Origin of the sequence: Sphingomonas sp. Root710, assembly GCF_001429065.1 — a bacterium.
Taxonomy (GTDB): domain Bacteria; phylum Pseudomonadota; class Alphaproteobacteria; order Sphingomonadales; family Sphingomonadaceae; genus Rhizorhabdus.
In genome coordinates, this window is sequence record NZ_LMIB01000015.1 from 407359 (window position 1) to 431050 (window position 23692).

General features: G+C 63.9%; 20 protein-coding genes. 8 read left to right on the forward strand and 12 right to left on the reverse strand.

All coding sequences use genetic code 11. From position 1 onward, the window contains the following. Positions 1 to 276 precede the first annotated feature (276 nt). On the forward strand, positions 277 to 2511 hold the full coding sequence (locus ASE00_RS17040; protein ID WP_162256483.1) for a TonB-dependent receptor: 2235 nt from the start codon (positions 277 to 279) through the stop codon (positions 2509 to 2511). A gap of 65 nt (positions 2512 to 2576) precedes the next feature. Here the strand turns inward: ASE00_RS17040 and ASE00_RS17045 are convergent, their stop codons facing one another. The 5 genes from ASE00_RS17045 to ASE00_RS17065 form a co-directional block, all read right to left on the reverse strand. Further along, positions 2577 to 3788 carry a cytochrome P450 gene (locus ASE00_RS17045; protein WP_056382478.1) on the reverse strand — a complete coding sequence of 404 codons (1212 nt, stop codon included), beginning with the start codon at positions 3786 to 3788 and terminating at the stop codon, positions 2577 to 2579. A gap of 84 nt (positions 3789 to 3872) precedes the next feature. Beyond that, the gene (locus ASE00_RS17050; RefSeq protein WP_162256484.1) at positions 3873 to 4526 is read right to left on the reverse strand and encodes a TetR/AcrR family transcriptional regulator; all 654 of its coding nucleotides are present in this window, start codon (positions 4524 to 4526) and stop codon (positions 3873 to 3875) included. Beyond that, positions 4519 to 5658 carry a Gfo/Idh/MocA family protein gene (locus ASE00_RS17055; RefSeq protein ID WP_056382481.1) on the reverse strand — a complete coding sequence of 380 codons (1140 nt, stop codon included), beginning with the start codon at positions 5656 to 5658 and terminating at the stop codon, positions 4519 to 4521. Before ASE00_RS17055 ends, ASE00_RS17050 begins: the two co-directional genes overlap by 8 nt. Positions 5659 to 5764: 106 nt before the next feature. Then, on the reverse strand, positions 5765 to 6589 hold the full coding sequence (locus ASE00_RS17060; protein WP_056382483.1) for an acetoacetate decarboxylase family protein: 825 nt from the start codon (positions 6587 to 6589) through the stop codon (positions 5765 to 5767). A gap of 19 nt (positions 6590 to 6608) precedes the next feature. Next, positions 6609 to 8837 carry a TonB-dependent receptor gene (locus tag ASE00_RS17065; RefSeq protein WP_056382485.1) on the reverse strand — a complete coding sequence of 743 codons (2229 nt, stop codon included), beginning with the start codon at positions 8835 to 8837 and terminating at the stop codon, positions 6609 to 6611. 366 nt (positions 8838 to 9203) lie between these two features. Between ASE00_RS17065 and ASE00_RS17070 the strand changes: the two genes are divergently transcribed. Continuing rightward, positions 9204 to 10073 (forward strand): helix-turn-helix transcriptional regulator, encoded by an 870-nt coding sequence (locus ASE00_RS17070; protein ID WP_056382487.1) that lies wholly within the window; start codon positions 9204 to 9206, stop codon positions 10071 to 10073. A gap of 15 nt (positions 10074 to 10088) precedes the next feature. Here ASE00_RS17070 and ASE00_RS17075 read toward each other — a convergent pair whose 3' ends face one another. The 4 genes from ASE00_RS17075 to ASE00_RS17090 all read right to left on the reverse strand — a co-directional run bounded on the left by ASE00_RS17075 (position 10089) and on the right by ASE00_RS17090 (position 15754). Continuing rightward, a complete protein-coding gene (locus ASE00_RS17075; protein ID WP_082594785.1) occupies positions 10089 to 11477 on the reverse strand; it encodes a spinster family MFS transporter in 1389 nt (462 codons plus the stop codon). Positions 11478 to 11545: 68 nt separating this feature from the next. Continuing rightward, a complete protein-coding gene (locus ASE00_RS17080; protein WP_082594786.1) occupies positions 11546 to 14041 on the reverse strand; it encodes a TonB-dependent receptor in 2496 nt (831 codons plus the stop codon). Positions 14042 to 14219: 178 nt separating this feature from the next. Next, positions 14220 to 15047 (reverse strand): SDR family NAD(P)-dependent oxidoreductase, encoded by an 828-nt coding sequence (locus ASE00_RS17085; protein ID WP_056382493.1) that lies wholly within the window; start codon positions 15045 to 15047, stop codon positions 14220 to 14222. Further along, the gene (locus ASE00_RS17090) at positions 15044 to 15754 is read right to left on the reverse strand and encodes a glutathione S-transferase N-terminal domain-containing protein (protein WP_056382664.1); all 711 of its coding nucleotides are present in this window, start codon (positions 15752 to 15754) and stop codon (positions 15044 to 15046) included. Before ASE00_RS17090 ends, ASE00_RS17085 begins: the two co-directional genes overlap by 4 nt. A gap of 182 nt (positions 15755 to 15936) precedes the next feature. Here ASE00_RS17090 and ASE00_RS17095 point away from each other — a divergent pair, with 182 nt between their 5' ends. Then, the gene (locus ASE00_RS17095; protein WP_162256485.1) at positions 15937 to 16974 is read left to right on the forward strand and encodes an LLM class flavin-dependent oxidoreductase; all 1038 of its coding nucleotides are present in this window, start codon (positions 15937 to 15939) and stop codon (positions 16972 to 16974) included. Positions 16975 to 16996: 22 nt separating this feature from the next. On the opposite strand, the gene ASE00_RS17100 is transcribed toward ASE00_RS17095, so the two are convergent. Further along, the gene (locus ASE00_RS17100) at positions 16997 to 17488 is read right to left on the reverse strand and encodes a nitroreductase/quinone reductase family protein (RefSeq protein ID WP_056382497.1); all 492 of its coding nucleotides are present in this window, start codon (positions 17486 to 17488) and stop codon (positions 16997 to 16999) included. A 178-nt stretch (positions 17489 to 17666) separates the two neighbouring features. Here ASE00_RS17100 and ASE00_RS17105 point away from each other — a divergent pair, with 178 nt between their 5' ends. The 4 genes from ASE00_RS17105 to ASE00_RS17120 are packed head-to-tail and all read left to right on the forward strand — an operon-like array spanning position 17667 to position 21629. Further along, entirely contained in the window at positions 17667 to 18935 is a 1269-nt protein-coding gene (locus ASE00_RS17105; RefSeq protein WP_056382499.1) for a cytochrome P450, read from the forward strand. A 19-nt stretch (positions 18936 to 18954) separates the two neighbouring features. Next, the gene (locus tag ASE00_RS17110) at positions 18955 to 19737 is read left to right on the forward strand and encodes an HpcH/HpaI aldolase family protein (protein ID WP_056382500.1); all 783 of its coding nucleotides are present in this window, start codon (positions 18955 to 18957) and stop codon (positions 19735 to 19737) included. Positions 19738 to 19750: 13 nt separating this feature from the next. Beyond that, the gene (locus tag ASE00_RS17115; RefSeq protein WP_156405477.1) at positions 19751 to 20698 is read left to right on the forward strand and encodes a TauD/TfdA dioxygenase family protein; all 948 of its coding nucleotides are present in this window, start codon (positions 19751 to 19753) and stop codon (positions 20696 to 20698) included. 1 nt (position 20699) lies between these two features. Further along, positions 20700 to 21629 (forward strand): NAD-dependent epimerase/dehydratase family protein, encoded by a 930-nt coding sequence (locus ASE00_RS17120; RefSeq protein ID WP_056382504.1) that lies wholly within the window; start codon positions 20700 to 20702, stop codon positions 21627 to 21629. Positions 21630 to 21635: 6 nt separating this feature from the next. Here ASE00_RS17120 and ASE00_RS17125 read toward each other — a convergent pair whose 3' ends face one another. Next, positions 21636 to 22412 carry a hypothetical protein gene (locus ASE00_RS17125; RefSeq protein WP_056382505.1) on the reverse strand — a complete coding sequence of 259 codons (777 nt, stop codon included), beginning with the start codon at positions 22410 to 22412 and terminating at the stop codon, positions 21636 to 21638. 197 nt (positions 22413 to 22609) lie between these two features. On the opposite strand from ASE00_RS17125, the gene ASE00_RS17130 reads away from it, so the two are divergent. After that, complete coding sequence (locus tag ASE00_RS17130) at positions 22610 to 23362, forward strand: SDR family NAD(P)-dependent oxidoreductase (protein ID WP_056382507.1); 753 nt, start codon at positions 22610 to 22612, stop codon at positions 23360 to 23362. Positions 23363 to 23386: 24 nt separating this feature from the next. Here ASE00_RS17130 and ASE00_RS17135 read toward each other — a convergent pair whose 3' ends face one another. Then, positions 23387 to 23689, reverse strand: coding sequence for a DUF1330 domain-containing protein (locus tag ASE00_RS17135; RefSeq protein WP_056382509.1), 303 nt, complete (start codon positions 23687 to 23689; stop codon positions 23387 to 23389). Between the last annotated feature and the right edge of the window lie 3 nt (positions 23690 to 23692).

The window sequence follows — 23692 nt, forward strand, 5'->3', positions numbered from 1 at the left end:
CGCTTTGGCGCGAAACTCAAAGAAAAGAGCGCTATTCGATAAAGGCTGAATCTGGACAGCGTAGTGCATTTGTTAAAAATATGATCGAAATTGGAAAATGGGCAAAATCCGGGCTCGCTTTAATCAATCTATACACGCTTAGCCAAAGGCGCTCCTACATCACCACTTTGTCCTGGGATGCATAACAATCCCGTCCTGATGCTTTCACTTGAGCATCAGGCCTCCGCGAACGGTCGTCAACAATGAACGGCCGCGCTTATTCGAGAGGGGATGGATATGCGAAATCACCACGTTCGCCGATTGCTCGCATCGGCCTGTTTCGCCGCACTTTTTCAGCAGCCGGCGCTCGCGCAGACGCCCGAGGACAGCGCCGGGCCGCAGATTGAGGAAATCGTCGTCACCGCGCAAAAGCGCGCCCAGAAATTGCAGGATGTTCCGCTGGCCGTCGCGGCCTTCACCGGCGACACGCTGAAAGCCCGCGGTATCACCAATGTCGGCGAGTTGACGCTGACCACGCCGGGTCTGCAGATCCAGCCGGGCGGCGGCGGATCGACCATCCCCTTCCTGCGCGGCATCGGCAGCACCGCCAGCGCGGTTGGCAATGAATCGAGCGTCGCGATCTATCTCGACGGGGTCTATTATACGCGCCTTCCACCGGGATTCCTGTCGCTCAACAACATCGACCGGGTCGAAGTGCTCAAGGGGCCGCAAGGCACGCTGTTCGGCCGCAACTCGTCGGGCGGCGTCGTCAATATCGTGACGCCTGATCCTTCCTACGCATTCAAAGCGCAGGGCAGCCTCGGCTATGGCCGCTTCAACACCGTCCATGGCGACGCCTATGTCTCTGGTGGGCTAGGCGAAAAAGCGGCGATGGATATCTCCGTCGGCGGCACGCGCCAAGGCGACGGATGGGGCGTCAACCGGGCGACCGGCAACCGGGTCGGCTTCGTCGACGACTTCACGATACGATCGAAGCTGCTGCTCGAACCCGGCGAAAGCACCAAGATCCTGCTGTCCGGCTTCTACTCCTATTCGAAGTCGGGCAGCCAGGGGAACACCTTCCCCGGCTTCACCCGTGGAACCCGGACGATACCCGGCCTGATCACGCTGCCGCTCGATGATTTCCAGGACCATAATTCGGACATCGATGGGCGGCTGAAGGCCAAATTCTGGGGCGGGTCGCTGCGCGCCGAGCAGGACCTCGGCTTTGCGCGGCTGACCAGCATCACCGCTTATACCCGTGACAAGGAACGGTCGAAGGGGGACGGCGATTACGGGCCTGTCGCCGACTTCATCTATTTCCAGCGCGCCGAGTTGAAGCAGTGGACGCAGGAGCTCCAGCTCGCCGCCAATCCCGGCGGCAAGCTCGACTGGATCCTCGGCCTGTTCTACTATGACACCAAGACAGCCTATCCGAACGACTTCTCCGGCCTGCTGTTCAACGCGACGATCTTCCCGGGTGCGCATCTCTATCTCGAGAATTTCCAGCACGTTAAATCTTATGCCGCCTATGGCCAGGCGACCTATGAGATTGCACCTGGTCTGAGCATCACCGGCGGCCTGCGCTATACCCGTGACAAGCTGGCCGGAAACGGCCGTCAGAACCTCGCCACCGAAAATGCCGTGATCAATCCCGCCGCCACATTGATTCCGATCGGGGCGTCGGCAGACCGTAAGACATTCGAGAAGGTCACCTTCCGGACGGCGGTGGATTACAAGTTCACGCCCGACATATTGGGTTATGTATCGTTCAGCCGCGGCTACAAGTCGGCGGGTTACAATCTTATTCCCTTCTCCGCTCCGCCGCAGCGGCCCGAGACGCTGGACGCCTATGAAGCCGGCTTCAAAATGGACCTGTTCGATCGGCGCGTCCGGTTCAACGGCGCGGCTTTCTATTATAAGATCCAGGATCCCCAGGTGCAGTTGTTGCAGAATGGATCACTGGCGCTGTCCAACGCCGACGGATCGCGAGTCTACGGCCTCGAGCTCGACGGACAGGCGGCAGTGAGCGAGGCGCTGACGATGCGTGCGAGCGTGACGCTGCTCGACGCGAAATATACCAGCTATGGTTCAATCGACCCGGTAACCGGCGCCTGCGTACGCTGCGCACCGAGCGGCCCGCCTTCGCCGACCGGCGGCGCGGTCTCCCCGCTGATCAACATCGTCGCCGATGGCAACCGAACCCCATTGGCGGCCAAGGCGACCTTCAATGTCGGGGCCGATTACGGTTTCGATGCGGCCGGGGGACGTTTTACGCTCAGCGCCGATTATTACCACAACAGCGGCTATTATTTCGAACCCGACAATCTGCTCCACCAGCCCAGCTATGACCTCGTGAACGCGCAGCTGAAGTTCGCACCGAACGATAATCTGGCGGTCCGGCTGTGGGGCAAGAACCTGCTCGACAAGAAATATGTCGCGCTGGCGCTGACGCAGGAAGGCGGCCCCGGTTACCCCTATCTGGCCGGCGCACCGCTGACCTATGGTGTGGCGGTAGACTTCAAGTTCTAACTGCAAACGCGCGAAGAAAGCCCCCCGGAGCAAAGGCTCCGGGGGGCTTTTCTTTGTGCCGGGGCTTACCAGACGAGGTCGAGATTTTCGATGCCCATCGTCTGGCTTTTGCGGACCACCGCGACATAATCGGGCGCGGTGCGGAAGCTGGGTATCGCCGCCAGCCATTCCTCTAGACATATCTTCAGTTCGAGCCGTGCGAGATGGATACCGGCGCAGGCGTGCGGGCCGGTGTTAAAGGCAAAATGCCCCCGCGCATCGCGATCGAAATCAACCGTCATCGGATCGGGCCATTGCCCCGGATCGTTGCTAGCCGAAGGCAGCGCGCCGAGGACATGGTCCCCTTTGCGCAGTTGTACACCGCCCAGCACGACATCCTCCATCACCCGCCGGCCGGTCAGCACAAAGGAGAAGCGCCGAAGCATCTCCTCGATCGCCTGCGGGATTTTTGCCGGATCGTCGCGAAGTTGCTGTTGGTGCCCGGGATTCTCGGCCAGGAAACGGGTGATGAAGGTCAGCGCGTTGGTCACCGTGTCGAGCCCCGCAGTGAACAGCAGGTTCGAGATGTCGAGGACCATCTGCCGCGACAGCCGCTGGCCGTCGACTTCGGCGTTCAGAAGAAAGCTGATCGGATCGTCGCCGGGATTGACGGCGCGCTCGTCGGCAAGCTGCCCCTGATAGGCGTAGAGCGCCTCCATCACCTTGCCACGATCACCCGCCGAATAATGGCCGATGATGACATGCACCCAGCCGATGATCTCGCGGCGTCGCGAGAAATCCATGTTCATGATCGCCATCCAGATGCCGACCGGCAACCGCGACGAGAATTGCTCGACATATTCGCAGGAATTGCCTTGGACGAGGATGTCGCGAATCAGCTCCCGCGCATATTCCCGAACGGTGTTCTCCATCCTGCGGACCACCGACGGCGCCAGGAACTTGTTGAGCAGGGCGCGGATTTTGCGATGCTCGGGATCGTCCATGTCGAGCGGCGGGAATGGAACGGCCAGTTCGGGCGGCGGCGCCGGCACGGCGATGCCGGTGCTTGAGAATATTCTGGGCGACAGCATCATCTCGCGGACGACGTCGCTGCCCGTCGCTATCCAGTGCCCGCCGTTTCGGAAGGTGTAGAAGAGCGGCGGCGCGGCGCGGTGAAGGCCGATATAGCCGTCATGCAGATCATGATCGAGCGTCGGATCGCGATGCAGATCGAAATCGTGGACCAGGCCGGGCGGCACATGATCCGGAATCTCATGTCCCTCGATCAACTGCCCCATATTTCCCTCCTGGCCATCATTAGGTCGAACGACCGAACTTTACGTTTCTTGGGCATAGTCCCCAACGGCAAAGCCTTTCGCTTTTCAGCCTTTTGCGAGCATTATCGCGTTCCGGCGGCTCACCGAGCGCACCGTTTCGATCAGGCCCTCGGCTTCCGGTGCGGTCATGTCGCCAAGCCGGCGGTTGTGGATCAGCCGGGCCAGTGTGATCGGGCCAAACAGCGTCGTGGCGGCAATGGTGTGATCGGCCGCGCTTCCGCCACGGCTACAGGCGAGCAGCGCCGATGCTGCGCCGACGATCGGATCGATCACCTCGCGCCCGATCCGCGCCATCTCCACGCCGCCGACCGCCAGTTCGCGCATGCCGAACTGGTTCGCCGCCTCGGCCTCATGGCCGGTGGTGAGCAGCGATACCGCGACCGCGTCGACCAGCGCGACGAGCATGTCGCCGGCGTCATCCGGCGAAGCGCCGCCCGCGGCCCGTGCCCCGGCTTCGGCGACGATCGCTTCGAGGGGCGCGAACATCACCCGCGCCGCGCGGTCGGCAACCGCGGCAAACAACTCAGGCTTCCCGCCGAAATGATAGCTGATCGCCGACAGCGCCACGCCCGCCTGCTGCGCGATATCGCGTGTCGATGCGCCGTCATAGCCGTGCCGCGCGAAGATCGGCAGCGCGATGGCGATCAGCTGTTCGCGGGTTTCGGGTGAGCGGACCGGATTTGCCGAAGCGTCAGCCACCGAGACGCTGGCGCTCGCCGCTGGCGGCGGCGCGTTCGATCGTCGCGAGTTGCTCGTGCCGCAGCACGCCATGGTCGAAATCGAGCGGGCCCGGCCGGTCGTCGAACAACGCCTGCGCGAAGGCTTGGTACATTTGGGCGACGTTGAGCGGTTGGGTGTCGGGAGTGTCCCGCGGCACAGTCTTATATTCTGCCGGAATCGTCAGCGGTTCGAACGGCGCACCGAGCTTTGGGGTACCATAGATCAGATAGTCGTTGGGGACGCCCGGATGCCGTTCGCTCGGATCGAGATCGCCCTCGGTGGTGATGATCAGCGCGCCGCCCGATCCGCTGATCTCGAGGTGGAAGGGCTTATAGGTCGGCGAATTCTGCTTCATCACGATCGACGCAACCGCGCCCGATTCCAGCCGGCCCTGGACCAATATATGATCCCGGTGGGTCATCGGCACGACTTCGCCCGTGTCGATGCGGATCTCCTTCATGCCGATTTCCATATAGGCCTGGAGATCGGCGAACTCGCCGACATAGGCCGCGAGCGTGTCCAGCGCGTGCCCGCCCATGATCCGCAGGCCGGCGTTGGCATGTTCGAGGAAGTCGACATAGGCCTGGCTGACCGACATGCGCGCGGTCTGGTCGTTGGCGCGGTCGAAATTGACCGACCAGAGCGTGCCGACATAGCCCTGCGCGATCAGGTCACGGATATAGGCGACGATCGGCGCGCAACGGTTCTGCAGCCCGATCAGCGAGCGCACCCCCTTCGTCTTCGCGGCGTCGCGCATTTCGATGGCCTGCACCATGCTGGTGCCGAACGGCCATTCGCAGAAGACATGCTTGCCCGCCGCTATCGCCGGCATCACGAACTCATGATGATGCGCCGAACTGGTGCTGACCACGATCATGTCGAGGTCGGGTTGGGCGAGCATCTCGTGATAATCGCCATAGGCGCGCGGGATACCGTGCTTCGCCGCGGCGGCATCGGCATTTTCCTGGTTGCGCGAGGCGACCGCGACCAGCTCATATTCGGGCAGCGACTTCAGCGCGGGAATATGCGCCGCGCTGGCCCAGGCGAAGGGATTGGCGCTTGCGCCGAGAATGCCCAGCCTGATTTTCCCGCCACCGCGATCCGACGCCATGCTTCTCTCCCTGCTCCGGCTTGTCCACCCGAAAATAAAGCGGGAATTGATGTGCGCCAGCCGCGCGGCGATGGCATTGCGAGCAATATTGTCGAACGCTGATCGTTCAGCCGCGCGGGTCACCGGGCAACCGGTCGAGCACCTTCATGTCGGTGAAGGTCTCGACCGAGGCGGTGGCGTTGAACGCAACCGCGCGGACCACGCCTTCGGGCGCAAGTTCGCCGAGCGGATCGAGGTCGAGCGAGCCGAATTCTATCGAAGCGTCGACTACGTTCCAGGCGCGCAGCACCTGGTTGCTGCTGTCGGTGGGCGAGATGCACACCGTCCGGTCGACGAAACCCGCATAGTTCACATCGGGCACTTCGCGCACCGTCAGCGTCTTCGAGCCGCCCTGGTTCATCTGCGCCACCCCGGCCGCGCCCATCTCGGCGCCGATCTGCATGGTCATCCGGATCAGCGTCTCGCCGCGCCGCCGTACAGTAACTTCGAAGGCGTCGACACTGGTCGGCACGAAGCTGATGTCGCCCAGCTTCTTGAGCATGCCGAAATAGACGCCCCAGGGCCCCATGATGTCGATCCTGGTCTTATCGCCGTCGAGCGCGTCGATATATTCCCAGCCGGCAAAGCCCTTCACCCCCGCATGCTCGGTATAAGCGCGGAACTGAAAGCCATGATAAGGCGTCACCCGCCCGTCCATCGGCAGGGTGTTGCGGCTAGTGAAATACCAGGCCAGCACCTCCGGCGGCTGCGACCGGTCCACCTTGAGCGGGGGCGGCAGGATCAGCTTCTCGATCGCCTCATAGCTGCTGCGGAAGGTGACCATGTAAACGGTCATGTCCGGAAAGCTGAGGCCTTCGTAGCGGAAGGCCTCACCGGGGCGAACCCCGGTGAGATTGAGAATGCCGCCGGTATAGCCCTGGCCGGTCGTCATGATGCGGTCCCGTCCGTCGTCAGAAGGAGAAGAGCAGATCGAGACCATAGGTGCGCGGCGCGCCCGGCATCGCCGAACTGCCCCGTGCGCCGTCGCTCTGGATCTGCGCGACATAATATTTCTCGCGGGTCAGGTTCTTGGCCCAGGCCCGGATCGCGAAACGGTCGTAGTTGCCAGGCAGCGTATACTTCACCTGCGCGTCGAGCAGGCCGTAGGACGACTGGCGCAGCGCGTTGTCGGCATCCCAGGCGAAGCCGTCATTATAGGCATAGTTCACGTCGAAATTGAACTTGCCCGCGCTCGTCTCGACCTCATAGTTGAGCCCGACGTTGAAGGTCCACTTCGGGACGCGGACCATGTCGTTGCCGCTCGCGTCGAGCGGCGCGAAGCCGTTGACATAACCGCCGACCGGACCAGCCGTCGGGTCGGTGTTGAGATTGGGAACCGGCGTCTGCGCGTTCGGGAAATTGGTATATTTGGAGTCCAGCCAGCCCCCGCCGAAACGAAGCGTCAATCCGTCGGCCAGCGCCGCCTGCCCTTCCAGCTCGGCACCGTTGATCCGCGCCTTGGGGGCGTTGATGATGATGACGGTCGGTCCGTCGAACTGCTGGAACTGCGCGTTCTTGAAGCTGTAGTGGAACAGCGCGCCGTTGAGCCGCAACCGCCGATCGAACAGCTCGGACTTGAAGCCCACCTCGCTCGCGTCGAGGATTTCCGGCTTCGCCGCCGTCGGCAGGAAGGGCAGCGTGTTGAACAGCCCGGCCTTGTAGCCCCGGCTCTGCGACGCATAGACCATCACATTATCGTTGATCCTGTAATCGAGCGAGCCCTTGTAGGTGAACTTCTTGAAGGTCTCGCGACCGGTAACCGTCGGCCCGGGAACCGCCGGTGTTCCCGCCAGGTAGAAGTCGCCGCGTCCCGCGCCGCTCAGCTTGTCCTGGGTATATCGCCCCCCGACCGTCAGGTTGAGACTGTCGGTCAGGTGGAAGGTTGCCTGCCCGTAGGCCGCGGCCGACTTGGTGCTGGAGCGGCCATAGGTATCGCTGACCGCCGGAATTCCTCCGGTGAAGGAATCGATCGCGAGGCCAGTGAAGCGCGACGGCACATAGGCCGAGCGCGAGTTGAGGTAGAAGGCGCCGACCAGCCAGTCGAAGCTCGAGCCCGCCTGCGACGCGAGCTGCAATTCCTGCGAGAATTGCCGCACCCGGCCATAAAGATCGGCACGCAGCAGATTGCTGCGGCCGAAGTCGGAATCGAACACGATATAGCTCTTGTCGCGACGATAGGCGGTGATCGAGGTCAGCGTGGCGAAATCCAGATCCTGTTCGATCTTGCCCGACAGGCCCCAGTTGCGGCTGCGACTGACCGGCGTGTCGTTCGCCTCGATGTCGTAGAAGGGAAGTTTCGGCTGCAGACCGAAGGGCGGCACGTCATAGCCGCGCTGGATGCCCGGCAGATACTGGCTCTGCGCAATGAAATCGTTGTTCGAGCGGTTATAGTCGCCGGTCAGGGTGACGGTGGTGTTCTCGCCCTTCCAGCGCAGCTTGGCGCGGATCGCCTTGGTGTTCTCGCGGCCCCAGTCGCGGCCGTCGACGACATTCTTGCCCCAGCCGTCGCCCTGATCGATCAGAAGGCCGGTCACGTCGAACGCGAGGCCCTCGGCAAGCCCGGCCGACGCATAGAAGCTCGCGCGGGTCGTCTGGTAATTGCCATAGCCGATGCTGCCTTCCGCGGTCGGCGTCTCGCTGGGATCACGGGTGATGACATGGATCAGGCCGCCGCTGGCGTTGCGGCCGAACAGGGTTCCCTGCGGCCCCTTGAGCACCTCGACCCGGGCGATGCTGTTGAGCTGCAGCAGCGTGCTCGGCACGCGGACAAGGTAGACGCCGTCGATATAGACCGCGTTGCTCGCCTCGTTGCCGACCAGCGAGCCAGGATTGCCGATGCCGCGCAGGAAGGGCTGGACCGATCCCGAGGTCGCAAAGATCGTCAGCGACGGGACGATACGGCCGAGGTCGTTGGCGCTGGTGACGTTGGCCGAGGCGAGCGTGCTGCTGTCCACCGCGCTGACCGCGACGGGCACGTCCTGCAGGTTCTGGCTGCGCTTCTGCGCCGTGACCACGATCTCCTGCAGGCCCTCGCCATCGTCAGCGGCGGCGGCCTGCGCCCAGCCCGCGGCCGGCATGACCAGCGCGGCTCCCGCCAGGCTGAGTGCGATACGACGCCGAATCCCCAAAGTTGCGCGCATATAATCCCCTCTCTCGTCCTGCCCCCGTGCCGATGTCCGGCGCGGCCGCTATGCCCGGCGGCTGATCCGATGCCAGCGCGCTCCGGCCCGAGCGGATACGGGCGTTGCAGATGCAGGCTGTTCAATAATGGCGGCTTTTTCACCGACAATGGAGCACGCACGATCGAAAATAGAAAAGCTCAAAATCGAAAGTCTTGCGCGAAACGCTCGAACGGACCGCCAAAACAATACGCATTTCGGCACATTCGCGCCCATTGCGTTGGATGGAAAAGCAGCCTCATATCAGGATAGCCTATCTGCCGCTGGGCCAGATCAGGGCCATGCTGCGAGATCCGGACAACCGGACGATTCGAGGATGGGGTCGTTATGCAGGCTATCATGGAGAAATGCCCTTCGCGGGTGATCGCGCAAAGGGCGCTGGGCCAGGCCGAAGTCGGCATCGTCGATTATCGCTGGCAGGAATCCTTCATCTATCAGGATCAGTTGAACAGCATTCATTACCGGCTGATGCCCTTTCAGCTGGACATGCACGGCAGCCTCAGCGGACGCGCCGACCACCATCTCGGCAATCTGTCGCTGCTACCGGCGGGATCGACCCTGCGGGTGGTCGGCGACGGCCCCGTCCATCGCGCCCGCACCCTGAAATGCAGCTTTGCGCCTGCCTGGGTCGAGCGGTTGCTGGGGCATTCCTTCGACACGAGCGATCTCGACGTCGACAATTTCCTGGGGGTGAAGAACGCCCATGCGCGCGCCTGCCTCCATCGCATCTCGCTCGAACTGCTCGAACCGGGGCTCGCGTCCAATGCGTTGATCGAATCGCTCCTGCAAACGGCGGTGATCGAGATCATCCGCGACACCAGCCGGACGCCGGCGGAAGCATTCCACGCGGACCGGTCGAATTCGGCACGGTTATCATCGGCGCAGCTCGACCGCGTCACCGCCATGCTCGAGGAAGGGCATGACAGCATCCCCAGCGCATCGGCCCTGGCGAGGGAACTGGGGATGAGCGTGTCGCATTTTCGCCGCCGCTTTCGCGCCACGACGGGCCAGTCGGTACACGAGTTCATCTCCAACTCCGTCGTCGAGCACGCCAAGAGCCTGTTGGCGAACAGCCATCTGTCGATGAAGGAGATCACCTACCGGCTCGGCTTCACCTCGCCGAGCAGCTTCTCGGTGGCGTTCAAGCGCGTAGTCGGCTGCTCGCCAAGCCATTTCCGCCTTCAGGCGCAGGCCTGAAGGCGCGGCGGCGGATCAATCCTCGGGCAGCTCGCGCATAAGGCGCAGTCCGCTGAAGAAGAGCAGCGCCATCAGCGGGAAGGACAGGCCGCTGATCAGCGCGATCGACGTGCCGACCGCCAGCGGATCCCGCATCACATAATCGGTGACGAGCGCCGTCGACAGCGGCCCGAACCCAGAGCCAAGGATTGCGCCGATCAGGATGTAGGTGGCCGTCACCCGTCCGCGCACCGCACGCGGCGCGATCTTCTGCCAGGTCGAGTAGGAACCCGCCGACGTCGCGCCGAACATGACCAGTCCGCCGGACAGCATCGCCAGCGCCACGACCGGAGACGGCACGAAATAAGCACCGGCGAAGAGGGGGGTCGCGATCAGCGAAGCGATGCCGGCGACCAGGAAATAGGCGTCGGTGCGGCCACGCCGGTAGAGGCGGTCCATCAACACGCCGCCCGCGAAGGCTCCGAAAGCCCCCGACAGGCCGACGATCAGGCCGTAGGTCCAGCCCACATCGGTCGCGGTCCATTTGAAGACGCGGATGAAATAGGTCGGCGTCCAGGCGGTTATCGCATAGCTGACGAAGGCGGCGATGCCGAAGCCGCCATAAGCGATCGTGACGATCCGCCAGCGTTCGCGCAGGAAGGCGGACAGCTTCGCCGCATCCGGCTGCGCGCGGACCCGGCGGAGATGATCGGCGGGGCGCGGCTCGTAGATGAGGAAGGCCAGCAAGCCGACCAACAAGCCGGGCAGGCCGGTCGCGATCAACACCGCCTGCCATGGCGCCAGCTGTCCGAAAACCGGAAAATCGACCGTAGCCTGACCGGCGAACAGGCTGACCACCCAGCCTCCGACGGTCAGCGCTACGCCGCCGCCGATGTAGAAGCCCGCCGAATAGACGCCCAGCGGCGTCGCCACGCGGTCGCGCGGAAACAGATCGCTGATCAGCGAGACGGCGGTAGGACCCATGCTCGCCTCGCCGACGCCGACGAAGGTGCGGCTGGCGAACATTTGCCAGAAATTGCGCGCAAGTCCGCAGGAGGCCGAAGCGAGCGACCATATGGTGATGCCCGCGAACAGGATGATGCGCCGCGGATAGCGGTCCACTGCCCAGCCGATCGGCAGGCCGGCAACGGCATAAAGCAGCGCGAAAGCGAGTCCCTGCAGCAGCCCGAGCTGCGTATCGGTCAGGCCTAGATCGGCTTTGATCGGGTCCACCAGCAGCGCGATGATCTGCCGATCCAGAAAGGAGAAGAGCGAAAAGACCAGCAATATGCCGACCGAACACCAGGCGGCGACGGGCCGGTAGGGCATGTCCGCGCCCGGCTCCGTCCGCGGAGCCGCCGCACTGCCGGATGCTGCCTCCGCCGATATGGGCTGCTCAAGCGGCGGCGGTTCGGCCATCCTCATGCGGATCTCATGCTCCAGTAAAAAAAGAGGCCGCCGGACGATATCCGTCCGACGGCCCCTGCGTCACGTCAGAACTTGTAGGAGACGGTCGCGCCGTAGGTCGCCGGCATCCCCGCGAAGCGGACGATGACGTCCGACACGCGAACCACGTTCGTCGAATAATATTTGTTGAAGATGTTCTTGCCCCAGATGAACGCCTTCCAGCGGCCATCGGCATCCTCGACGCCGAGCTGTCCGTCGATCAACGTATATTCGTCGATCTTGAACGGCGCGAGGTTGGGTTGCGGCGTATTCGGCGGCGTGAACACGGCCGAAGTCTTGCTGCGATAGGAGACGTTCAGGCCGATGAAGCCATTGAGCGTCGCACTGACCGGATGCTCGTAGTTGATGTCACCGTTCAAGCTGTACTTCGGCGTGAAGTTGAACGGGGATCCGGCCTGATCCTGCAGGATACCGTCGACCGTCTGGCCGGTGTAGCGCAGGATCTTGCTCTTGATGTAGGTCCCGCTGCCGCTCAGGGTCAGACCCTCGATCGGGCGCAGCGTGGCCGAAGCCTCGAAGCCCTTCAGGCGCGATTTGGGGATGGTATCCTGCGCGTTGATGTTGCCGAACGGCGGGCCGACAAAGACGCGGGCGCGCAGTTGCTTGTCGATATAGTCATATCGGAACGCCGCCGCCTCGAAGCTGAACATCCGACCCAGGCGGAAGCGTCCGCCCAGCTCATAGGCCGTCAGCTTTTCCTGGACCACCGGATTATAGGCGACATGGTCGGTGGTGTTCAGGGTCGAGAAGTTGCCCGCCTTGTAGCCGCGGCTGACCCGCGCATAGACCAGCGAGCTCGGTGTCGGCTTGAAGTTCAGGTTGACGTTCCAAGGAACGTTGTCCTCCTTCAGCGTACGATTGGCGAAGCCCGGCGTGAGCAGCGGAAGACCGGCGGTATCCTGCTGTTGCACCGCCGCCGTCGTATAGACCGCGTAGCATTGTCCGGCGACGAGCTGGGGGATGGGAGGCAGCCCCGCGCCAGCGCGGAACGTGTTGATGAGCGCGGTATAGGCCGGGGTCGAGAAGGCGTCGATCGGCGCGCCGCAGCCGCGGAACTTGCGGGTATCCTCGCTGAGCCGGATGCCGCCCGACAAGGTCAGCTGGTCGGTCAGCTCGGCATCGATGCTGGTGAACACTGCCCAGTTCTTGATACGCTGGCGCGCCAGGATCCGGCCGCCGTTCGACGGGAAGCCGAAGATGTTCTGCACCGCCGAGGCGTTGCGCAGAAACTGAGTGACGTCGTCATTGGTACGGTCGTTGCCGTAATTGGCGCCGACCAGCCAGTGGATGTTTGCGAAGTCCGCGGTCATGCGGACTTCCTGCGCGAAGGACTTGATCTCGCCCTTCTGGAAATTGGCGAGATTTTCGGAGACGGCTGTGCCGTCGAATTCCGATGTCTGGTCGCGTTTCAGCTTGGCGTAGGAAGTGATCGAGGTCAGCGCGATCGTGTCGTTGAGCTGCCATTCGGCACGCACCGATCCCTGCCAGAAGCTGTCGTCGCGATCGAAGTCGCGGCCCGCATCCCAATCAGCCGCGCGTGGATTGCGGCCGGGCAGCAATTCGGGGCGGGTGATGACCGGATTGTTCGCCGCGGTGACGCGCGTGCCCGTCAGCGCATTGATCGGGCAACCCGGTAGACGGCCGACCGGAGCGCTGCAGCTCGCCGGATTGGCACCATCGACGACTACGAGATTGCGGTCGACATTGAACGAGTTACCCGGGAACACCGCGACCAGCTGAGGTGCGATCGTGTCCGACTTGTCGATCCAGCCATTGGCGTTGAACGACACCTTGAAATTGTCGGACGGCTCCCAATCGAGGATCGCGCGGGCGGTATAGTTGCGCACCTTGCCGAGGCTGTCGTTGCGCGAGAGGCTTTCCTGCCATCCATCGCCGAAGCTACCGCGCACCGCGACACGCGCCTTCAGCGTCGGCGCCAGCGGGCCACTGACGAAGCCCTCGACATTGCCGCGCATGAAACGGCCGAGCGTGGCCGAGATGCCAGCAGCGAATTCGTCGGTCGGCTTGTTGGCGATATAGTTGATCGCGCCACCGGTCGAGTTCTGGCCATAGAGCGTGCCCTGCGGGCCCTTCAGCACTTCGACGCGCTGCAGGTCGAGCGCTGTGCCCTGTGTCATCACCGGATAAGCGAGCGGCACTTCGTCGACATAGATGGCGACCGAAGAGCTCGAGCCGATCGAAGGCTCGTTGATGCCAACGCCGCGCAGCGTGTAGATCGGTGTCGAGAAGCCGCTGTCGCTGACCGAAAGTCCGGGAACCAGCTTGGACAGGTCCGAGACATTGTTGAAATTGCGGGTCTGAAGTGCCTCGCCGCCGATTGCGCTGATCGACATGCCGACGTCGGACAGCGCCTGCTCGCGGCGCTGCGCCGTGACGACGATTTCGCCGATGTCGGCATCGTCCACGGCGGCTTGCGGCGCGGCCGCCGTCTGCGCGTATGCGCCGGCCGGCAACGCAACCATCGCGCTTGCCGTCAGCAATAGAATCTTTCTGGAAATCATCTTTCCACCCCTCTCATGGCAATATCGGGTATTCTTCGACCCGCGTCTCTCCGGACGGATAAGCAGCCGGCAAACATGTCTTAACCGATGGTCGGTTTTTGATAGTGTCGTTTCGATTTTCGTAAGAGAGCTTCATTTTGTATTTCGGTGCAAAATGGATCGATCGCCGCGAACTTCATCAAGTTACGGGAAAATCGGCAGTTTCCCAGGGCTGCGGCACCTTGTCCGTGTGCTGGACATCCATGGTGTGGTTGAGCACCGTCCGCCCGCCATCGACGAAAATCATTTGTCCGGTGATATAGCTGGCATCGTCGCTGGCGAGAAACGCCACCGCCGCCGCCTGCTCGTCCGGCCGGGAATAACGGCCGAGCGGCGTGCGCGCCAGCATCGGCCCCTTCATGTCGGGATGGTTGAGCACGGCGTCGGCAGCCGGGGTCAGCGTCGACCCCGGCGCAACGGCGTTGACGCGGATGCCATGGGGTGCGAGCGCGACCGCCATCGCGCGGGTCAGCCCCGCAAGCCCGGACTTCGATGCCGAATAGGCGACCTGAGCCCCCGCCGCGAGTGCGGCGGCAACTGACGTTATATTGATGATCGATCCCGCCGCCTTGCGGCCGACCAGATGGCGGGCGACGCCCTGGCCCAGATAGAAGGGCCCCTGCAGATTGACCTCCAGCTCGCTTGCGAACATCGCGCTGGTCAATTCGAAGAAATCGACGAGCTGGATCTTCGCCGCCGAGTTGACGGCTATGTCCACCTTGCCGAAGCGGCCGACGGCCGCCTCGATCAACGATTGGACCGCCGCCTCATCGGATATGTCGCAAGCCGTGAACGCGGCCTCGCCGCCCGCAGCGCGGATCGCCGCCGCGGCGGCCTCACCCGCCTCACGCTGCAGGTCGCACAGCATGACGGCGGCGCCTTCCTCCGCCAGCCTTTCGGCGCACGCAAGACCGATGCCGCGCGCTGCCCCGGTGACGATCGCCACCCGTCCGTCGAGCCGCCTCATTTGACCGCATGTGCCCCGAACAGGATCCGGCGCTCGTCCTCGCTCATCATCCCGTGGTTCTTGACGACCGGGCTGCCGGTGAAATCGAACATCGTCTGATAGGCGCGCTGCACCGCCGGCCGATCGCGGATCGCCAGAAACCAGCGCTTCAGATCGGGCACCGCATCGAGATCGATCTGATCGCGCCGGGCATGGGCGAAAATCCAGGGGAAGCACGCCATGTCCGCAATTGAATAGTCACCGGCGATGAAATCGCGTCCCTGGAGCCGGCGGTCGAGCACGGCGAGCAGGCGATCATGCTCCGCACCGTAGCGCTTGAGCGCATAGTCGATCGGTTCAGGCGCATAGTTGCGGAAATGAACGACCTGGCCGCCGATCGGACCGAGTCCCGCGACCTGCCAGATCAGCCATTGCAGCGTCTCCAGCCGTATGAGCGGATCGGCGGACAGATGGCTTCCATATTTCTCCGCAAGATAGAGCAGGATCGCGCCGGATTCGAATATCGGCACCGGTTCGCCGGAAATCCGGGGCGCATGATCGATGATCGTCGGCAACCGGCTGTTCGGCGATATCCTCACGAAATCGGGCGCATATTGCTCTCCCTTGCCGACGTTGAGCGGCGTCAGCTTGAACTCGACGCCCGTCTCCTCGAGGAAGATCAAAACCTTCTGCGCATTGGCGGACGTCCAGTAGAAAAGCTCGATCATCCTCGCCTCCCGATATTCGAAGCCTGCTGTGATGCGGACCATGCACATCGGACGGAAGGCGCGTGCAAGAGGGGGCCGGTCGAATGGAAAAGCTTTGATGCTAAAAGCTAAGCCAATCCATCTGCGGCGGCCGCGCGGGCGGCCTAATCGTGATCCGAGACGATATAGTGGAGGATCATCGCGTGAAGTTCGGCCTGTCCATCCCCACCCTGACCGGGTTTCCACGATCCAGCGAGCCAGCCGGCGGATGGAAGGTGCGCTGGGAACGAACCTATGAACTGGCCGAGATGGCCGAGGCGTTCGGCTTCGACTTCGGCACGGTCGGCCATCACCGCTTCACGCCCGAGCGCGTGGATTCGCCGCAGCCGATGGTGGCGCTGGCCGCAATCGCGGCGCGCACCTCGACGCTCCGGCTGTGCACCAACATCTGCATCCTGCCGCTCCACGATCCTCTCGACATCGCCGAGCAGGTGGCAATGGTCGACGAGATCTCCGACGGCCGAATCATCCTGGGCGCCGCGATCGGCTATCGCCCCTATGAGTTCGACCAGATCGGGCTAGACTATAAGAAGCGAGTCAGCCGCTTCGAGGAGGCGATCGAGATCGTCCGCCGCGCCTGGAGTGACGAGCCGGTCGATTTCAAGGGCGCGCATTTCCGGGTAAACGGCGCGAACGTCACGCCCAAGCCGGTGCAGAAGCCGAGCCCGCCGATCTGGATCGGCGCGCAGGTCGACCCCGCCATCAGCCGCGCCGCACGACTGGGCGACGGCTGGCTGACCGACAATATCGAGAGCGCGGCGTCGCTGGCGCCCAAGATCGAACGCTTCCGCGCCGAATCCCGCGCGCATGGCCGGGCGGGAACGGTGGCACTGAACCGCAAGATCGGGATCGGGCCGACCCGCCACCAGGTCGAGGAGCAATGGCTTCCGCCGATCCTCGACGTCTATCGCGATTATGTCCGCCTCGGCGTTCCGTTCGACCAGCCCTTCGTCGACAAGCTGAGTTCAGGGCAGACACTGACGCTGGCCGACCTGCCGCCCGACCAGATCATCGGCGGCACGCCCGAAGACTGCATCGCGGCGCTCAAATCCTGCGTCGAAGCGACCGGGTGCGACTATCTGATCGTCGACTTCGGCCGCGGCGCGCATGGCGAGCAATATGAGCAGTTGCGCGCGCAGATCGAACTGTTCGGACGCGAAGTGATGCCTGCCTTCCGGTAAGACTGGGACATGGGAGCCGGCGTCAGGCCGGCTCCATCGCCACCACAGGGATCTGGCGCGTCGTGCTCTTCTGATAAGTGGTATATTGCGGCGTCTTGGTTTCCGCGAACGCCCAAAGCCGCGTATATTCATCGCTGCCATGCTCGACGAAACGGGCTCGGCGCATCGACGTTTTCCGATCGATGATCAGCTTCGCGCGCGGATTGGCCCGCAGGTTCTCGGCCCATAGCGGGTCTCGCGGTTTCGCACCGTTCGACCCGATCAGGTAGATCGTCCCGTCCATCTCAACATAGGGCATGACCGTGGAGCGCTCCTCGCCGCTCTTGCGGCCGATCGTATAGATCATCAGCACCGGCATCGGCGGAAACCCGACCATCGTCGAGAAGACCTTCATCAGCAGCGAGAAGCCGGTCGTACGGACGAGGAATTTATCGATCTTCTTGCCGGTGTCACTGCGCATGAATTGCACGAACTGCCGCCCCGGCTTCGTCTGGATCACGCTCCGCAGCATCATGAAAGCCCCATTTCCCGGTCTCGATGCCACCGGCGCTATCATGGACGCCGCTGCGCGCGCCATCGCCGCGCCGGGCTTTTGATCGATCCCCAAAGAAGTCGCCACTTCGCTTAACAGCGCGTCCGCCGGGCAGCGGCAAGCTGCGATATCAAGGCGACATTCTTTTCAGGAGACCGGCATGACGGATGCCCCCGCGCATCGCTCCGACGATATCGATCGCCAGCTGACCGACCCGCAGTTCTTCGCGTCAGGCGGCCATCACGATCTTTTCCGCCGCCTGCGCACCGAGGATCCGGTGCGCTGGACCGACGGCGATGCGGCCCGCCCCTTCTGGTCGATCAGCCGGCACGCCGATTGCGTCGCCGTGCTGCGCGACCCGCTGACCTTCAGCTCGCGCCTGGGCGGGCTGATGCCGCTGTCGGCGCGCGAGCCCGACGAGCACGAGCTGCTGGTCGGCGGCTATGGATCGATCCCGACACATACCGATCCTCCGCACCACATGATCCTGCGGCGTCCGTTCAACAAATTCTTCTCTGCCCCGGCCATCGCGCCGATGCTGGGGCGGGTGCAACGCTGTGTCGACCAGATCATGGACGAGATCATGCCGCGCGGCGAGTGCGATCTGGTCGAAGACGTCGCCGCCCAGTTGCCGACCCGGATCGTGTGCGAGATGATGGGCGTGCCGGCGGCGGACCAGCCGCGGATCCGGCACCATTGCGCTGCCTTCCTGGGCGCGCAGGACCCGGCCTACCAGATCGACGGCGATCCGCTGAAGACGCAGCAGTTCAATATGCGCGCACTGTTCGACTATATGTTCGAACTCGCGATGCGCCGGCGCGGCGCGCCGACCGACGACTTCACGAGCATCATCGGCAATATCGAGATCGACGGCGAGAAGCTGAGCGAGCGCGACGTGGGCTGGTGGTGCTTCTCGATCGTCGCCGCAGGCCTCGAGACGACGCGCGACACCGTCTCGATCGGCATGCTCGAACTGCTGAACAATCCGGCGGAAATGGCCCGTCTGCGCGACGAGCCGGACCTGATGAACCTCGCCATCGACGAGATTGTCCGCTGGGTGAATCCGGCCATGCACAAATTCCGCATCGCCACCCGCGATGTCGAGATCGGCGGCCAGACCATCCGCGAGGGCGACTGGGTGGTCGCCTGGCTCGTCTCCGCCAATCGCGACGAGACCGTCTTCGACGACCCCTATCGCTTCGATGTCGGCCGCAAGCCCAACGCCCATCTCGGCTTCGGGCTCGGCGAGCATAGCTGCATCGGCCGGCATCTCGCCCGCATGGAGATGCAGGCGATGATCCGCGCGCTCATCGAACGCACTCCCGACATGGCGGTCGCGGGCCCTTGCGAATGGCTCGTGTCCAACAAGCATACCGTGCTCAAGCACATGCCGGTCCGGTTCACGCCGCGCCCGCGCATGGCGGCCTGAGCGGAGGCGGAGAAGACAGATGGCCATATTGGAAGCGCGCAGCCGGCTCGGCGCGATGATCGGGCGCGGCGAACAACCCTTCGGAATCTTCATATCGTCGCTCGACGCCGCCTCGACCGACATAATGGCCGACGCCGGCTTCGATTTCGTGATGCTCGACGGTGAACATGGCCGACTCGACCGGATCGCCGTGGAGCAGCATGTCCGCGCGGCGCGGGCGGGCGGCATCATCGCCTTCGTTCGCGTCCTGGATAATTCTCCCACGCTGATTCAGTCGATGCTCGACGTCGGCGCGGACGGCGTGATGGTGCCGCATATCGACACCGCCGATCAGGCGCGCGCCGCGGTCGCCGCCAGCCGCTATGCACCGCGCGGCAAGCGCGGCATGTGCCCGGCCTGCCGCGCAGGGCGCTATACGCTCGACGGCTGGCCCGAGCATGTTCATGCGTCCGACGAGAATGTGATGGTGATCCCGATCCTGGAATCGCGGCAGGCCATCGAGAATGTCGACGAGATCCTGGCGGTCGACGGGATCGATCTGGTGATGTTCGGCCCCGGCGATCTGTCCGCCGACATGGCGATCGACTTCTCGAAGGACGGTCATCTGATGGACGCCGCCTGGCGCAGATCGCTCGAAGCCACCCGCGCTGCCGGCAAATATATGCTCGCACCAGCCGGCTTCACCTATGACGAAGCGGACATGCTGATCGTCGAGATGGAGCTGATGCTCCTGCGCCGGACGGTCGGAAGGCTCGTCGGTGAGCATCGCTCCGCCCAGGCCGCCCGCCGCGCTGCAGAATAAGGACCGAGACACCATGTCCGACGCTTTCGATACCCAGCCCCTGCGCGACGATTTGCCTTTCGGCGCGCGCATCACCGGTCTCGACCCAGCACTTCTAGGCGATGGCGGCATCCGGCGGGCGCTGCGCGACCTGTGGATCGACAAAGGCGTGCTCGTCTTCGAGGGACTGGAGGGCGAGGAGGTCCACCTCGAACTCAGCCGCGTGTTCGGCACGCTGGTCCAGCATCCGACCCGCGAGGCGCGCGCCGCGCATCCCGAACTGATGACGGTCCGCTACAAGCCCGACAGCGGCTGGCTGATCGACGTCGACGGCGACCTGCGCGGCACCTGGCTGCCCTGGCATTCGGACCTGATCTATGTCGACCGGATCAACCGGGGCGGCATCCTCCGCCCGATCGTCCTGCCCAGCCGGATGGGGCAGACCGGCTTCATCGACAAGATCGGGGCCTACCGCACACTGCCCGACCGGCTGAAGGCGCGGATCGACGGGCTCAACGTCATCTACAAATATGATCTCGACGCCGCGCAACAGCGTTTCGGCCGGACCGCGAACGCATCGATGGTGCGGATAAGCCCCGATGTCGCCAGCATTCAGGCCCGTCTCGACGACTTTCCGCGGGTGATTCATCCGATGGTCTACGAACAGCACGAGACCGGCCGCAAGGTACTCAACGTCTCGCCCTGGTTCGCGGTCGGCATTCAGGGGATGGAGAATGCCGAGGGCGACGCCCTGCTCGCCGAAGTCGCCGATCACATCGTCAACAGCAGCGAAATCTATCTTCACGAATGGCGGCTGGGCGACATGGTGCTGTGGGACAATTGGCGGGTGCTGCACAGCGCCACCGGCTGCCCGCCTGATGAGGAACGCTGGATGCTGCGCACCACGATCGAAGGCGATTACGGCCTGGGCCGGACCGAGGCCGACGCCGCGATCGACCGCACCGATTACATCACGGTCTGACATGGCGAGCATCCTCATCACCGGCGGCACCGGTCTCATCGGCTGGTGCGCGGTCGAAGCGCTGGTCGAACAGGGCCACAGCGTCACCGCCTACGACCTGAAGCCCAATATCGAGAACATCGCGCACCTGGGCGACCGGGTGACCGTGGTCGCGGGCGACGTGACCGACCTGCCCAGGCTGCTCAACGCAATGCGGCTGAACGAGATCGACCATGTCATGCATCTCGCCGCCTTCATCACCGATCAGGCGAAACTCGACCCGGCGGGGGCGTTCAAGGTCAATGCGGTCGGCACCGCCAACATCTTCGATGCCGCGCTGGCACTGGGCGTGCGGCGCGTGGTGTGGACGAGCAGCGTCGTCGCGCTGGGCGTCGCGCCCGGCTATGACGGCCGGGCGGTCGACGAGAGCTACAATATCGTGTCCCGCTCACCCTATGGCGCATCGAAATGGGGGTGCGAGGTCATCGCCGAGGGCTATCGCGAGCTCGGGCTCGACATCGTCGGCATCAGGCCTGCGCTGAGCTATGGCATGGGCCGGCTGACCGGCGGCACCGGCATCTTCAACAGCGCGATCCGCGCGATCGCGCTCGGCCAGCCTGCCGGGATCATGTCGGCGCCCAGCCCGCTTCATCAGCCGATGTACAATCGCGACATGGCCGGTCTCCTGATCGAAGCGATGCTCGGTCCGAAGCCCGCCGGCGGCATCTACAACGTCCCCACCGAACGCGACTATAGCGACGCGGAGATATTGGAGATCGTCCGGCGGGTCTGTCCGGCTGTCCAGGTCCACACCGATCCGGTACCGCCGTTTATCCCGGCAATTCCGCTGGTCGACGGAAGCCGCGCGCGACGCGAGATCGCCTATGTTCCGCGCTACACGCTGGAGGACGGGGTCCGCGAAATGGTCGACGCCTTCCGCCAGCAGGGCTGAACCGGCTCAGAAAACGAGCGGCAGGCCGATATGGCGTCGATAAATCCGGTCGCGATGCTCGATCAATATCGGATCGAGGGCAGCGGCGATCTCCGGCCCGGCATCCGAATAGCGCTCGTGCAGCGCGGGCGGCATCGGCGCATCCTCGATCGGCAATGGGGCGATCATGTTCGAGAAGCAGGCCCAATGCAGATCGCAGGCGCCGAGCCGATCGCCGACCAGATACCCCGATCCCGCCTCGCTTTGTGCGCGAAGCTGCGCAGCCAGCATGCCGAGAATATCGACCATCCGGCGGGTCGCGGCCTCGGCGGCGGCGCGCGAATAGCCATATTGGCGGCACATGTGCAGGACGTGCGGCGGCGCCTCGGGGGAAACGTCTCCGGGGCCATAGAGGCCCTGGAACATCACCAGCCGCCGCGACCAGCCAAAGCCGCCCGGCGCGCAGATTTCCGCCGAGAGGCCGATGGAGAGCGCTCGATCGAGCGGCGCGTCGGGCAGCAGCGAGGGGCCGCTGCCGATCCGTTCGGCCAGCATCACCAGATCGAGCCAGTTGGTCACCGGCGGATGATCGTCGAGCATTGCGATCGGCGCGTTACGCGATCCGGTCCAGGCGACGAGTTCGTCATTGGGGTCGAGCATCTTCTGCTCGACCGGGTGATAAGCCAGGCCGCGCGCCGTGAAGACCGCCTTGGCCGCCTCGCTCCAGGGCCCGGGCACATGCGCCGTCAGCACGAGCCGGAGGCCGGCCAGTTCGCGCGCCTCCGCAACGCTCAGATATTTCATGCCGGCTTCCCTCTCCGCTAGCGCGCCTGTCGTCAGTCTGGAACGCGCGACGGCGAGATTCCACCAGTGCAGGCCGGTTTGTTCCGATTGAACAAGAGATAGCCGAAATCCCCAACCGCAGGACGCTGCCGCGGGACGAACGCTGCCATAGACCTGATCCCCGATCGGCACACAGGGCCGTAGCGCAGGAGAGACTGGTGAAAAACCTGAAGGACAAGATCGTGCTGGTCACGGGCGGCGGCGCCGGCTTCGGCAAGGCCATCGTCGAGCGGTTCGTCGCCGAAGGATCGAAGGCGATCATCGCCGACATCGACGAAAGTGCCGGTCAGGCGACCGCCGACGCGGTGGGCGGTCATTTCGTCCGCACCGACGTATCCGACCCCGCCTCGGTCGAAGCAGCGGTCGCCTTTGCGGTCGCAACCCATGGCCGGCTCGACGTGATGGTCAACAATGCCGGGATCGAATCCGCGCAGGCGCCAATCCACGACTGCACGATGGAGAATTGGCGGCGGGTGCTCGACATCAACCTGAGCGGCGTCTTCTACGGCATGAAGTTCGCGCTGGCCCAGTTCGTGAAGCAGGGCAGCGGCAATGTGGTCAACATCTCGTCGATCGCGGGCATCGTCGCCTGCGCCAATCTGCCGCCCTATTCGGCGGCGAAGGCGGGCGTGTCCAACCTCACTCGCGAGGGCGCGCTCGAATATGCGCGGCTGGGCATCCGGGTGAATGCGATCGCCCCGACCGCGGTGATGACCGAAATGAACGAGCGGATGCGGCAGGTCGCCGACGATCCGGACGGTTTTGTCGGCTATCTCAATTCGATGAATCCGATGCCCGGTACACCGACCGCCGACGATATCGCCGCTGCCGCCGCCTTCCTGGCGAGTGACGATGCGGGCTTCATCAGCGGGGTGATCCTGCCGATCGACGGCGGCTATACCGCACAATAGCCGGCAAGAGCGGAACCGGACGGGTCAGGGCTCGTCCGGTCCGCGCATCGCCATGATGTAGCGGGTGTGCGCCGATGCATGCCGGATCGGAATGCATCGGCCATAATCTTCGGATTCCATGAAGGCCCTCGCCCGATCGAGCGAGGGGAATTTCAGGATGAAGAGATGGTTCGCGGGCGCCTCGCCCTCGAACAGCAGCGGATTGTCGTCTCCCGACACCAACTCGACATCACCGAGCGCTGCGATCAGCGGCATCGCCGCGGCGCGATACCGGGCATAGCCCGCCGCGTCATGGACGTCGATCGCGCCCACCAGATAGGCGGCCATCGC

Excerpts from the sequence above, each read along its gene's own strand:
- ASE00_RS17040 (WP_162256483.1), top strand. The coding sequence starts at position 277 with ATGCGAAATCACCACGTTCGCCGATTGCTCGCATCGGCCTGTTTCGCC.
- ASE00_RS17045 (WP_056382478.1), bottom strand. The coding sequence starts at position 3,788 with ATGGGGCAGTTGATCGAGGGACATGAGATTCCGGATCATGTGCCGCCC.
- ASE00_RS17055 (WP_056382481.1), bottom strand. The coding sequence starts at position 5,658 with ATGGCGTCGGATCGCGGTGGCGGGAAAATCAGGCTGGGCATTCTCGGC.
- ASE00_RS17060 (WP_056382483.1), bottom strand. The coding sequence starts at position 6,589 with ATGACGACCGGCCAGGGCTATACCGGCGGCATTCTCAATCTCACCGGG.
- ASE00_RS17065 (WP_056382485.1), bottom strand. The coding sequence starts at position 8,837 with ATGCGCGCAACTTTGGGGATTCGGCGTCGTATCGCACTCAGCCTGGCG.
- ASE00_RS17070 (WP_056382487.1), top strand. The coding sequence starts at position 9,204 with ATGCAGGCTATCATGGAGAAATGCCCTTCGCGGGTGATCGCGCAAAGG.
- ASE00_RS17075 (WP_082594785.1), bottom strand. The coding sequence starts at position 11,477 with ATGAGGATGGCCGAACCGCCGCCGCTTGAGCAGCCCATATCGGCGGAG.
- ASE00_RS17080 (WP_082594786.1), bottom strand. The coding sequence starts at position 14,041 with ATGATTTCCAGAAAGATTCTATTGCTGACGGCAAGCGCGATGGTTGCG.
- ASE00_RS17085 (WP_056382493.1), bottom strand. The coding sequence starts at position 15,047 with ATGAGGCGGCTCGACGGACGGGTGGCGATCGTCACCGGGGCAGCGCGC.
- ASE00_RS17090 (WP_056382664.1), bottom strand. The coding sequence starts at position 15,754 with ATGATCGAGCTTTTCTACTGGACGTCCGCCAATGCGCAGAAGGTTTTG.
- ASE00_RS17100 (WP_056382497.1), bottom strand. The coding sequence starts at position 17,488 with ATGATGCTGCGGAGCGTGATCCAGACGAAGCCGGGGCGGCAGTTCGTG.
- ASE00_RS17105 (WP_056382499.1), top strand. The coding sequence starts at position 17,667 with ATGACGGATGCCCCCGCGCATCGCTCCGACGATATCGATCGCCAGCTG.
- ASE00_RS17110 (WP_056382500.1), top strand. The coding sequence starts at position 18,955 with ATGGCCATATTGGAAGCGCGCAGCCGGCTCGGCGCGATGATCGGGCGC.
- ASE00_RS17115 (WP_156405477.1), top strand. The coding sequence starts at position 19,751 with ATGTCCGACGCTTTCGATACCCAGCCCCTGCGCGACGATTTGCCTTTC.
- ASE00_RS17120 (WP_056382504.1), top strand. The coding sequence starts at position 20,700 with ATGGCGAGCATCCTCATCACCGGCGGCACCGGTCTCATCGGCTGGTGC.
- ASE00_RS17125 (WP_056382505.1), bottom strand. The coding sequence starts at position 22,412 with ATGAAATATCTGAGCGTTGCGGAGGCGCGCGAACTGGCCGGCCTCCGG.
- ASE00_RS17135 (WP_056382509.1), bottom strand. The coding sequence starts at position 23,689 with ATGGCCGCCTATCTGGTGGGCGCGATCGACGTCCATGACGCGGCGGGC.